The sequence below is a fragment of the Terasakiella brassicae genome, from assembly GCF_014641495.1.
In the GTDB taxonomy this organism is placed as follows: Bacteria; Pseudomonadota; Alphaproteobacteria; order Rhodospirillales; family Terasakiellaceae; genus Terasakiella; species Terasakiella brassicae.
The window spans coordinates 114636-128499 of the sequence record NZ_BMHV01000003.1; the positions used below are offsets into that span (position 1 = coordinate 114636).

At 49.7% G+C, this 13864-nt stretch carries 5 protein-coding genes; all 5 read left to right on the plus strand.

What is annotated here, in order from left to right; all coding sequences use genetic code 11:
- The first annotated feature begins 42 nt into the window (after positions 1-42).
- The 5 genes from IEW74_RS02895 (at position 43) to IEW74_RS02915 (ending at position 13832) form a co-directional block, all read left to right on the plus strand.
- Positions 43-7869: a DUF4347 domain-containing protein gene (locus tag IEW74_RS02895; protein ID WP_188661328.1), complete on the plus strand. Its 7827-nt coding sequence runs from the start codon at positions 43-45 to the stop codon at positions 7867-7869.
- A gap of 87 nt (positions 7870-7956) precedes the next feature.
- The gene (locus IEW74_RS02900; RefSeq protein ID WP_188661331.1) at positions 7957-9594 is read left to right on the plus strand and encodes a TolC family protein; all 1638 of its coding nucleotides are present in this window, start codon (positions 7957-7959) and stop codon (positions 9592-9594) included.
- Positions 9595-9600: 6 nt separating this feature from the next.
- Complete coding sequence (locus IEW74_RS02905) at positions 9601-10365, plus strand: efflux RND transporter periplasmic adaptor subunit (protein ID WP_188661334.1); 765 nt, start codon at positions 9601-9603, stop codon at positions 10363-10365.
- Positions 10362-11699, plus strand: a complete 1338-nt coding sequence (locus tag IEW74_RS02910) for an efflux RND transporter periplasmic adaptor subunit (RefSeq protein ID WP_188661337.1) — start codon at positions 10362-10364, stop codon at positions 11697-11699. Before IEW74_RS02905 ends, IEW74_RS02910 begins: the two co-directional genes overlap by 4 nt.
- 9 nt (positions 11700-11708) lie before the next feature.
- The gene (locus tag IEW74_RS02915; RefSeq protein ID WP_188661340.1) at positions 11709-13832 is read left to right on the plus strand and encodes a site-2 protease family protein; all 2124 of its coding nucleotides are present in this window, start codon (positions 11709-11711) and stop codon (positions 13830-13832) included.
- Positions 13833-13864 lie beyond the last annotated feature (32 nt).

Consider the following 13864-nt stretch of genomic DNA (forward strand, 5'->3'; position numbering starts at 1 on the left):
TCAGGCGTGTCGTAAAACAATCCGGCGGAGGCAGCGAAGAATATGTCAAAATATAAGGGTACCATGACGATGGGGAAAAAGCCTTTGGCCGTGGCGCTGGAACAGCGTTTTATGTTTGACGCAGCCGGTGTGGCCACTGGCGCGGAAGTTGCCGAACAAAATGCGATAGATACAGAGGCCAAGGCGGTTCAAACCTCGCACGATAGTGACGCATCAGCTGCGACAGAAATATACTTTATCGATTCGAATGTTGCGGATTATGACCAGTTGATCGCCGGTTTGGGTGGCGATGCGGAATATGTTGTTTTAAATGGCGATGGAAACGGTTTGGACCAAATGGCTGCGGTCTTGTCCGCTCGTTCCAACATTTCGGCTGTTCATGTACTCTCCCACGGGGGGCAAGGCGAAGTCCTTCTGGGGACGAGTTCTTTGAGCAGCGCGACGATTGAACAAAATCGCGATGCACTGGAAATTATCGGGCAATCCCTAAGCGATGATGGCGATATTTTACTTTATGGCTGTAACATTGGAACCGGGTCTGTCGGTGCGACGTTTATCGGTAATTTAGCCGATGTGACAGGCGCAGATATCGCAGCATCCGATGATGCAACCGGGGCAAGTGGCGATTGGGCATTGGAAGCCAAAACAGGTCAGATTGAAGCTGCACTGGGTATTTCGTTAAACGCTCAAGGAAATTACCAACATGACCTGGCCACATTTGATTTTACAACATCATCGGATAACGTGTCGAATGTTACCTCAACGGTCAGTGGGATAACTGTTACGATAACGTCTAGTGAAGGGGCGGAAGTCGGTGTATTGCCTGGTGGCGGTTTGGGCGGAACCAGCGGTAATTTGGCAGTTGCAAGCGTTAATGGGGTTAACGCGACCAGCATGACCTTTTCCTTTAGTTCAGCGGTAAATTTGACGAGCCTGCGGGCGATTGATATCATTGCAACAACAACGGCCAACTGGACTTTTACCCCCAACACGGGCAGTGCAGTGACGGAGAGTGTGGACCATAACACGGGTACGCTGGTTGATTTAAGTTCATTGACGGGGATTACTTCTTTTACCATTACCAGTGCTTCACCGGTTTCATATGGTGTAGATACGATTATATTTGAGGCGGCGCCTACGGGGCCGTCGATAGATTCTGCGACCTATGATGCGGCAACGGGGACGTTGGTTGTGACGGGCACAAACCTTCAGGCTAATGCGGGTGGTGCAGATATAGACGCTTCCAAATTTACAATCACGGGCGAGGGTGAGGAAATCCACGTATTGAATAACGGAACGGCGAATGTTGAGCTCGGCGGTTCAACAACACAATTCACCTTGACCTTATCGGCTGCCGACAAAGCGGCACTGAACCAGATTATGAATAAAAACGGTACAGAGTCGACCAATGCGACACCTTACAATGTGGCGGTTGCGGACGGGTGGAACACCAATGTGTCCGGTGCAAATGACTTAACAGGGAATGGGATAACCGTTTCTAACGTGGCGGTGCCTCAAATTACATCTGCGACCTACGATATTGCAACCAACCAGTTGGTGGTGACGGGAACGAATTTCTTAAAACGTGACGGGGCGACCAATGATATTGATGTCAGCAAACTGACTTTCAAAGGCGAAGGTGATGGCGAGCATGCGCTTACCTCAACATCCAGTGTTGAAATTACCGATGGGACGACCTTTACCGTGACTTTGTCGGCAACGGATGCGGCCGGGGTCGAGGCTCTGATGTCGAAAAATGGCACGGAATCTGCGGATGGGAAAACCTATAATCTGGCGGCAGCTGAAGATTGGGCGGCCGGGGCCGACAGTGCGGTGACAACGGTTGATGGGACCAGCGGGGTCACCGTTTCCAACTATAATCCGCCGGTTATTACGGCTGTGACCTACAATTACAATACCAATCAACTGGTCGTGACAGGAACGAACTTTGTCGCAAAAACAGGGGCAAGTAATGACATTGATGTGGGTAAACTGAGTCTTACAGGCGAAGGGGGCACAGTTTATCCTTTAACATCTGTCTCTGACGTGGAAATTGATTCAGCGACCCAATTTACCATCACACTCAGTGGTGCTGATTTGGTGAATGTGGAAAGCATCTTGAATCAGGATGGCACGACATCTGCGTTGTCGGGAGATACTTTTAACCTGGCGGCGGCAGAGAACTGGATGCCAGGTGCATTTTCAAGCGTGGATATTGTATCTGCGACAAACGTTGTGACGGTATCCAATTACGCTGTGCCGGAAATTACCTCTGCGACTTATGACTGGTCTACAGGTGTGGTCACATTGACCGGGACGAATTTTGTCGGTGTAAGCGGTGCGACAAACGATATTACTGTGGCAAATAAATTCACTTTTACAGGTGAAGATGGGACGACCTATACCTTAAGCGATACGGCAAATGTGGATGTGTCTTCTGCGACTACAGCAAGTTTCACGTTAAGTGCAACGGATAAGGCAGCGCTTGCCAGTCTTATGACGAAAAATGGCACATCCGCCGATAGCGGTCAGTCTTATAATCTGGCGGCAGCAGAAGACTGGATGGCGGGCGCACCGGTGGCGAATAATGTGGTCGATGCGACAACCGGCATCACGGTTTCAAACTATGTTGCTCCGGCGATTACTTCTGCGACCTATGATGCGGCGGCGGGGACGTTGGTTGTGACGGGCACGAACCTTCAGGCGAAGGCGGGTGCGACAAATGATATTGATGCCTCGAAAATTACAATCACGGGTGAAGGTGGGGAAACCCACGTATTGAATAACGGAACGGCGAATGTCGAGATCGATTCAGCCACACAATTCACCTTGACCTTATCGGCTGCCGATAAGGCGGCACTGAACCAGATTATGAATAAAAACGGCACAGAGTCGACCAATGCGACACTTTACAAGGTGGCGGCTGCGGATGGCTGGAATGCCAATGTGTCCGGTGCAAATGACTTAACAGGGAATGGGGTAACCGTTTCCAATGTGGCGGTGCCTCAAATTACATCTGCGGCCTATGATTATTCGACGAATGTGTTGACGGTAACAGGGACAAGTTTCCTGAAACGTGACGGGGCGGCCAACGATATTGATGTCAGCAAGTTGACCATTACAGGCGAAGGCGGGGCAACATACACTTTATCCACGTCTTCCAATGTGGAAATCACCAACGGGACTACATTCTCTGTGACCCTTTCCGGCACAGATATTCACAAGGTTGAAGAGTTGTTGAATAAGAATGGAACAACATCGGCAACGCCCGGCACAACGTTTAATCTAGCAGGGCAGGACACTGTATCAGGACAATGGGCCGTTGGTGCAGATACGTCAGTCAACACGGCGGATATGACGGGAAATGTTATTACTGTTTCGAATTATGAGGTTCCGCAAATCGCATCTGCGACTTATGACTGGTCTACAGGTCAATTGGTTCTGACGGGAACGAATTTTGTGGGAGTAACGGGGGCCAATAATGATATTGATGTGACCAAACTGACGATCACCGGGGAAGACGGCGCGACTTATGAATTGACCAGTTCCAATGTGGATATTACATCATCAACGACAGCAACCGTGACGTTAAACGCGGCAGATAAGCTGGCTGTTCATGGCTTGTTGAACAAAAATGGTACGTCTTCGGATGGGGCGACACTTTATAATATCTCCGCCGCTGAAGATTGGATAATAGGAGCACCCGCAGACAATAATGTGGTCGATGCGACAACCGGCATTACGGTTTCGAATTATGCGGCTCCGACAATTACGGCGGCGACTTATGATTCCGATACAGGTGTTTTGACGGTGACAGGAACGAACTTCGTTTCAAAAACCGGTGCCAATAACGACATTGATATTTCCACACTGACCTTTACCGGGGGAACGGGGAATGCGACTTATGATTTGAGCAGTGCGTCCGATGTTGAAATTACATCGGCAACATCCTTTACGGTCACGCTTACGGGGGTGGATAAGACAAATGTAGATGCCTTATTGGATCAAACCGGAACATCTTCATCAGCAGGATCGACCTATAACATTGCAGCAGCAGACAATTGGCTAGCCGGTGGTCCGGGATCCAGTGATATTGCGGATACAGACGGTACGGTAACTGTTAGCGTTGCTCCGGCGATTACTTCTGCGACCTATGATGCGGCAGCGGGGACGTTAGTCGTAACAGGCACAAACCTTCAGGCGAAGGCAGGTGCGACAAATGATATTGATGCCTCGAAAATTACAATCACGGGCGAGGGTGGGGAAACCCACGTATTGAATAACGGAACGGCGAATGTCGAGATCGATTCAGCCACACAATTCACCTTGACCTTATCGGCTGCTGATAAGGCGGCACTGAACCAGATTATGAATAAAAACGGTACAGAGTCCACCAATGCGACATCTTACAATGTGGCGGTTGCGGACGGGTGGAACACCAATGTGTCCGGTGCAAATGACTTAACAGGGAACACGATAACCGTTTCCAATGTGGCGGTGCCTCAAATTACATCTGCGACCTACGATATTGCAACCAATCAGTTGGTGGTGACGGGAACGAACTTCTTAAAACGTGACGGGGCAACCAATGATATTGACGTCAGCAAACTGACTTTCAAAGGCGAAGGTGACGGCGAGCATGCGCTTACCTCAACATCCAGTGTTGAAATTACTGATGGGACGACCTTTACCGTGACTTTGTCGGCAACGGATGCGGCCGGGGTCGAGGCTTTGATGTCGAAAAATGGCACGGAATCTGCGGATGGGAAAACCTATAATCTGGCGGCAGCTGAAGATTGGGCCGCCGGGGCCGACAGTGCGGTGACAACGGTTGATGGGACCAGCGCGGTCACCGTTTCCAACTATAATCCGCCGGTTATTACGGCTGTGACTTACAATTACAATACCAATCAACTGGTCGTGACAGGAACGAACTTTGTCGCAAAAACAGGGGCAAGTAATGACATTGATGTGGGTAAACTGAGTCTTACAGGCGAAGGAGGGACCGTTTATCCTTTAACATCTGTCTCTGACGTGGAAATTGATTCAGCGACCCAATTTACCATCACACTCAGTGGTGCTGATCTGGTGAATGTGGAAAGCATCTTGAATAAAGATGGCACCACATCTGCGTTGTCGGGTGATACCTTTAACCTGGCGGCGGCAGAGGACTGGATGCCAGGTGCGTTTGCAAGCGTGGATATTGTGGATGCGACAAATGTTGTGACGGTATCCAATTATGCTGTGCCGGAAATTACCGGGGCAACCTACGATATGGCGACAGGTGTGGTCACATTGACCGGGACGAATTTTGTCGGTGTAAGCGGTGCGACAAACGATATTACTGTGGCAAATAAATTCACTTTTACAGGTGAAGATGGGACGACCTATACCTTAAACGATACAGCAAATGTGGATGTGTCTTCTGCGACTACAGCAAGTTTCACGTTAAGTGCAACGGATAAAGCCGCGCTTGCCAGTCTTATGACGAAAAATGGCACATCCGCCGATAGCGGTCAGTCTTATAATCTGGCGGCAGCAGAAGACTGGATGGCGGGCGCACCGGCGGCGAATAATGTGGTCGATGCGACAACCGGCATCACGGTTTCAAACTATGTTGCTCCGGCGATTACTTCTGCGACCTATGATGCGGCGGCGGGGACGTTGGTTGTGACGGGCACGAACCTTCAGGCGAAGGCGGGTGCGACAAATGATATTGATGCCTCGAAAATTACAATCACGGGTGAAGGTGGGGAAACCCACGTATTGAATAACGGAACGGCGAATGTCGAGATCGATTCAGCCACACAATTCACCTTGACCTTATCGGCTGCCGATAAGGCGGCACTGAACCAGATTATGAATAAAAACGGCACAGAGTCGACCAATGCGACACTTTACAAGGTGGCGGCTGCGGATGGCTGGAACACCAATGTCTCCGGTGCAAATGACTTAACAGGGAATGGGATAACCGTTTCCAATGTGGCGGTGCCGGAAATTACATCTGCGGCCTATGATTATTCGACGAATGTGTTGACGGTAACAGGGACAAGTTTCCTGAAACGTGACGGGGCGGCCAACGATATTGATGTCAGCAAGTTGACTTTCAAAGGCGAAGGTGGGGCGACTTATACCCTGACCTCGGCCTCTGATGTGGAAATCACCAACGGGACGACCTTTACCATTACCTTGTCGGCAACGGATGCGGCTGGGGTCGAGGCTTTGACATCCAAGAACGGTACCTCGGCTGCAAATGGTACGACCTATAACCTTGCGGCAGCTGAAGATTGGGCGGTCGGGGCTGACAGTGCGGTGACAACGGTTGATGGGACCAGCGGGGTCACCGTTTCCAACTATAATGCACCGGCAATCACGTCTGTGGCCTATGATTATACCACGGGTACATTGGCCTTGACGGGAACGAACTTCGTTTCAAAAACAGGGGCGGCAAATGATATTGATGTGTCTCTGCTGAGCCTGACAGGGCAGGGTAACACGGCTTATACGTTGACGGATAGTGCGGATGTGGAAATTACATCCGCGACCAGTGCGGTAATCACTTTGAGTGCAACCGATAAACTGGTCGTCAATGGTTTGCTGAATAAAGATGGCACCACATCGGCAACCGGGGCGACAACGTTTAATCTTGGCGCGGCGGACAATTGGATGACGGGCGCGTTTGCAAGCGTGGATATTGTCGATGCGACAAACGCTGTGACCGTATCCAATTATGCGGCGCCTGAAATTACATCGGCAACGTATGACATCACAACAAAAACATTGGTGGTGAGCGGGACCAATTTTGTGAATAAGACCGGTGCTGCAAATGATGTCGATGTTTCGCAGTTAACCTTGACGGGTAAGGGTGCGGCTGGCAGTGCCTATACCTTGACCTCAGCCACAGATGTTGAAATTACCTCCGCCACTGAATTCACCCTTGTTTTGAACGAGACGGATGCTGCTGGTGTTGCTGCGTTACTGGATGCAAATGGTACATCGGCAACGGATGGTCAAACATATAATTTAGCGGCTGCGGGCAGTTGGCTTGCACAGGTTCCCGTTGATATTTCGGATAATACAGGCAATGGCATCACGGTTTCCAATGTGCCAATATCTCCGACTTCTTCCGGGCTGAATGTCAGTCAAATTGGTGGCGATGAAGGATCATCTGAAAATACCGCTGGTAACGAGGGGAACCCAAGTGGCAATGACGGTAATGGACCCGTTGATAATGGGGCCGGGAATGTGAATGTACCTGCCGGTGAAGTGAATTTCGGGAATAGCGGTGACCGGACAACATGGAATGAGGTTGTTAGTCGTGGCGGATCAAGTTCGTCTGTGATTGGTGATCCCAGTGCCGGTGTCGAAGGGATGACCATTGTACGCAACGCGGTCACCGGAAATGATGCGGCTTTAAATAGCTTCTACGGCACGGGTCGTGTTTCTTCCTCCAATAGCGGCGGTGCGACAGTTGGTCGTGCTGGTGGAGGAACAAGTGGTCTTGGTGCGGCGAACCCCGGCTTATCCGGTCTGGCCGGAGTTGGCGGGGGCTTGAACGGCCTCGCCAATGGAGGCGGACTTGGGGGCGGTTTCGGCGGTGGCCTCGGCGGCGGCTTTGGCGGTTTGGGTGCGGGTGACACCGGCTTTGGCGGCTTTGGCGCGCCAGAGAATGGTGTCGGTCAACCCGACGGGTTCGGCAATAGTGCGCCGGCCGGGGAATCTCAATCTTTAGGGGATGAGGCTGCACCCGGTGGGGAGCAGGCATTCCGGGTACCACAAGGGGGACGGATGAATTTCTCGGCTCAGTTGGTAAATGCTTCTGGCGCAAAAGATCTTAAAGTTGTAAAAGCACTTCTAGAAGCAGTTTAACCTGATGACGATTGTGTAAAATAAATTGGTTGAAGGAACGGTCTTGTGAATGGCGTTCAAATGGGATCTCTTGAGGGGAAACAGAAAGTGAAAAAGTTTAAAAAGGTATTTTCCAGCACATTGTTGATGTCCAGTGCGTTGGTCTTGGCGGGATGTTCTGTGACGCCGGAACCGTTGACGATGGAAGATCATCTTCAACGGATTGAACGGGATTCAAAAGCCCTGTTTGCCAATCAGGAAAAGATCGATGCACCGATTACGCTTTATGATGCGATGGCGCGGGCGCTGAAATACAATCTGGACCAACGCTTAAAACTGATGGAAACAGTCTTAAGTCGCAAAAACCTGACGATGGCCAATTTCAGCCTCCTGCCTCAGATGACGGTCGAAGCGGGTTATACCGGGCGTGATAACCATATGGGGTCCAACAGCCAGTCTTTAACATCGGGGCAGGAATCGCTTGAAAGTTCCACGTCTTCTGATCGTGAATTAAAATCGGCGAGCTTGGGCTTTACCTGGAATGTTCTTGATTTTGGACTGAGTTATGTTCGGGCACAACAATTGTCAGATCGTGTTTTAATTTCTGAAGAACGGCGCCGCAAAGTCGTTCACAATATCATTCAGGATGTTCGGGCGGCCTTTTGGGATGCGGCATCTGCCCAACGTTTGCTGGACCGGATTGCGCCCTTAACACAAACGGTCCAAAAAGCATTACAAGATGCGAAAAAAGCCGAACGGAGCGGCCAGGAAACGCCATTAGCCGCCTTGCGCTATCAGCGTGAATTACTGGATAGTTTACGTCAGCTAAAAATTATGCGCAGGGAACTGCATACGGCGAAAACCCGCCTGAGCACCTTGATGAACCTGAAGCCGGGAACGGATTTCAAACTGGATACGGGTAATGTCGGTTTTGATGTTCCCGACCTTCAGCTTCAAGATGTTGAACGTCTTGAAAAAATTGCCTTGTTACATCGCCCGGAATTGCGTGAAGAGGCTTATCAAGCACGGATCAGTCATAACGATGTCCGTAAAGCTTATCTGCGCATGCTGCCGGGGCTGGAATTGAACACAGCCTGGAATTTTGACAGCAATTCCTATGCGTGGGAACAGACATGGTGGTCGTGGGGTGCGTCCATTAATAAAAACCTGTTTGAAGTCTTTACAGGGCCAGAAGCCATTGAACAGGCCGAAGGTCAGGTTGATGTTGTCGATTATCGTCGTTATGCCCTCAGCATGGCGGTGATGAGTCAGGTTCACGTTGCCTTGGCAGGATATGTACAGTCGGTTGATGAATTTAAAACGGTCTCTGAGCTATATCGCGTTGAAGATAGTATCAAAGGTAAAATTCAGGCGAACGTTCGTGCCGGTAGTGCAGGTAATCGCGATGCCATTCGGGCCGAACTACAGGCGGTTTTATCCGAACTGCGCCGGGATTTGGCCTTTACCGACATGCGCAATTCCGTTGGGCGTTTGTATTTGACCTTGGGGGCTGATCCTTTGCCGGATACCATTGAAAATACGGATGTTCGCACGTTGGCTGGGGCACTTAAAAAGATCAATGAAGATTGGTATAGCGGCCGTATCGCCATTAGTGATGGGTCCGAGGTTAAAAAGGCAAAAGAAGCCGCTGATAATGAAGCCAAAAAGCAGGTCGAACAGGTGAAAAAAACTGAACAGGATGAGGACGGTTTTTTTAGTACGCTGGCTTCCTGGTTTGCCGGATAAACAGGCATGAATTTGACGAAGTCTTTAAGTCTGTATGTCTTTTGGGCGGGGGTAGTGTTTTTCAGCGCTGCCCCCGTTTATGCGCAGGATTTTTTACAGGCCCGTGCCCTTTTACAGGCCGTTCATCAGGTTAAAATTTCCAGTGAAATTCAGGCGAAAATTAATCATTTGGGTTTGCTGGAAGGAGATCGTTTTAAAAAAGGCGATGTCTTGGTCGGTTTTGAATGTAGTTTGCTCAAGGCACACGTCAGGGTAAAACAGGCGATTCTAAAGGGTGAACAAAAGACCTTAGCGAATAAAAAACAACTGATGACATTGCAATCGGTTGGTGAACTGGAAGTCGCCCTTGCCAGTGCCGCAGTGGAAAAAGCACAAGGTGAGCTGGATATCGTGCGATATGCGACACGACAATGTGAAATCACAGCACCGTTTAATGGCCGCGTTGTCAAAAAAAATGTGAACCCGTTTGAAACCGTTGCGCCCGGTGATATTTTATTGGAGATACTGGACGATCAGACGTTGGAAGTTGCTTTGGTCGTGCCGTCCAATTGGCTTTCCTGGTTAAAGCCGGGAACACCGTTTGAATTGACAATAGATGAAACGGGGGAACAGATTGCGGCAAAAATCGTTCGAACAGGGGCGTGGATTGATCCGGTAAGCCAATCCATCAGTGTTTTTGGTGAAATTAATAATGTTGAGACGACCAAAAATTTACTTGCGGGTATGAGCGGAAGCGCCGTCTTTGAAAATACAGGCACAACGACACAATGACGGATACGAAGGGTAATTTTCAAAATACCTTAATGTCCTTGTTTCAGTTGGAACGGGAATTACGACAGGCAAAACAAACATCCGAACTATTTTATATTTTGGTCAATCGGGTCCGTAGCTTAAGCCCGTTTGATAGTGGCGTTGTCTTTTCAATTGAGGGTGGGAAAGCGCGTGCAGAAATGGTTTCCGATGTGGCGGTTCTGGATCGCAACGCGCCCTTCATCCATTGGATGGAACGTATTGCCACGATGTGTGCCCAAAAAGACGATGCGGCGACCCCTCATGTACTGGACCTGAATGCCTTGGGGGTTGCGCAGGATGAGGATATGCAGGAATGGGGGCATCCCCAAAACGTTTGGTTTCCCTTGCGCACCGGTGAGGGACGTTTGATCGGTGCTTTGTGGTATATGCGCGCACAGCCGTTTGTGGAAAACGAATTGGCTTTGCTGGAAAAACTCTCAGATGTTGCCGCTCATGCCTGGAATGCGTTGATCCCCAAATCGGCGTTTTCATGGCACCACCTGAAAAATAAAAAGATTATGACGGCAATTGCGGTTCTTTTAATTGCGGCCCAATTCATTCCGGTTTCCCAATCTGTCTTGGCCCCTGCGGAAGTGGTGGCGCGTAGCCCGTCTGTTGTGAGTGCACCGATCAACGGTGTCTTGAAAGACGTTTTGGTCAACCCGAATGCGCAAGTGAGTGAAAATCAGCTTTTGATCCGTTATGAAGCGACCGAATTTCAAGGGCGTCTGGATATTGCACAAGAAGAATTGCTGGTGGCGCAAAGCGAGTTATTAAGTGCGCAGCAAGCCGCTTTTGGCGATAGACGGATCAAAGGGGAACTTGCCGTTTTGCGATCTCGTTTGCAATTGCGCGAAGCCGAACGCGATTATGCCCGCACACAATTGGAAAAAATTGAAATTCGCAGCCCGCGTAAGGGTGTTGTTGTTTTTCGTGATGTCGCTGATTTAGAAGGCATTCCTGTAAAAACAGGAGAGCGTTTGATGCAGATTGCCGATGCGCGCGATACGCAGTTGCGCATTGAATTGCCGGTTGGGGATGCGCTTTACTTTGACAGTGGGGCACGTGTTCGCTTGTTTCTGGATAAAGCCCCGCTCCATCCTGTTGATGCCACGTTGCTGCGTTCCAGTTATGAAGCGGCCCCGACACCGTCTGGTGTCTTGAGCTATCGTTTGGTGGCGGCTTTTGAAGAAACGGATAAACCGAGATTGGGATTGCGCGGTACAGCCAAGATCATGGGTGATGATGTCCCGCTTTTTGTCTATTTATTCCGTCGACCGATGGCAAAACTGCGCCAATATTTTGGTTTGTAGGGGGCAGACATGCTGGAGCAGGCATTAGACAAATTGCCGCCATTGCGTGAAGACTTAAGCCTTTTCCCCGGACCCGTGATGGGCAACGGTGCCCCCAGTTGGACCATCCATGATCCTGTGCGCAACCGTTATCATCGGATCGGACAGGAAGCGTTTGATATGCTCAGTTATTGGCATCTGGGTAGTGCAAAACAACTCATTGGGAACCTGTCGCACATGAAGGGTGTTTATTCACCAACACAGGAAGATGTTCAATGGATGGCGCACTTTCTTCACAGCAATCTGTTGGTGCAACGTGAAAGCCCGGAAGACATTGCGGGACTGCGCCGTATTGCACAAATGAGCAAATCCAGTTGGTATCGCCAGCTTTTGCATAATTATCTGTTTTTCCGTATTCCTTTGGTGCGCCCGCAACGTTTTTTGAAAGCGACACGACCATTTGCAGATAAAATATTTTCAAAAACTTTTTTGATTATCTTGTTGGTGCTGGGTGTCATTGGTGGATATTTGGTAACTCGCCAATGGGACGGGTTCTTAACGACTTTCATGCATTTCTTCACTTGGGAAGGAATGTTCTTTTATGGCCTTGCCCTTTTGTTTGCCAAAGTCTTGCACGAATTGGGGCACGCTTATACGGCGCAACGTGCGGGCTGTCGGGTGCCCAGTATGGGGGTTGCTTTTTTGGTCATGTGGCCGGTGCTTTATACCGATACGACGGATGCATGGCGTTTGACGGACAAGAAAAAACGCCTGCAAATCGGGGCGGCGGGGATGTTGGCCGAACTGGGATTGGCATTGGTGGCGACTTTCGTGTGGAATTTTCTTCCCGAAGGATCGTTGAAAAGTGCGGCCTTTTTAATCGCCACCGTGACATGGCTGATGACTTTGGCGATCAATTTAAACCCTTTTATGCGCTTTGACGGTTATTATTTATTATCGGATTGGCTGGAGGTTGAAAACCTGCAAGATCGGGCATTTGCACGGGGAAAGTGGTGGTTGCGGGAGAAATTGTTCGGCCTTGGTGATCCGCAACCTGAACCTTTTGGCGAGCCGCTGGGAAAAATTTTGCTGGTTTATGCCTTCGGCACATGGATTTACCGCTTCTTCCTGTTTTTGGGGATTGCGGTTTTGGTCTATGCTTATTTTTTCAAGGTCTTGGGCATATTCCTGTTTCTGGTTGAAATTATCTGGTTTGTCGGCCTGCCCATTTGGCGCGAACTTCAGGCATGGTGGAAAAGAAAAAATGATATGAAATGGAATGTGCAAAGTTTGCGTACGATGGGTGTTTTAGGTGTTGTTGCAATTGCCCTGTTTTTTCCGTGGCAAGGATCGGTGCACCTGCCAGCCATTGTGGATGCGCAACATTCGGTTCGCGTTTTTGCCCCATTTAGTGCGCGTCTGGAAACAATCCGGGTTAAACCGGGCGACATGGTCAAACAAGGTGATGTGTTGTTTACCCTGACATCGGATGAGTTGGATTTTCAAATTGCACAGGTGCAACGCAAAATAGATCTGCGCAAAGAACTGGTGAAACGCGAGGCTGCAGGTGGTGCGGAACGTCAACGGATCCGTATTTTACGACAAGATCTGGAAAGTGAACAAACACGCCTGCAAAGTCTGATAAAAGGACGCGATCTGTTGACCATCCGCAGCGAAATAGACGGACGAGTAACCGATTTTGACGAATTGCTATCGGTCGGAATGTGGATCAATCAGGATCATGTGCTGGCGCGTGTTGTGTCATTGAAACAGGCGCGTATGATTGCTTATGTGGATGAAGTGCAGGTCGATCGTTTGATCAAAGGGGAAAACGCAACCTTTTTCCCCGATAATCTGCAAGGAGACAAGATCAAAGGCGTTTTACAATCGGTTGCGAACGTGAATACGGCTTTTATGGATCAAGCTTATCTGGCATCGGTTTTTGGCGGGGATATTGCGGTTGAACCGGATCGTCAGAAAAGACTGGTGCCAACACAAGGGATATATCGTGTAACGTTTGATGTGGCCGGAGATATGCCTGCACCGTCACATGTGATGCGCGGGTCGATCAAGGTTCCGTCCCATCGTGAAAGTCTGTTTGGCGCGATTGTCCGTTCTGTTTGGGCGGTCCTTATTCGGGAAAGTGCTTTTTAATAAATCCTCTTAACCCGTGAAGATGCATTTGC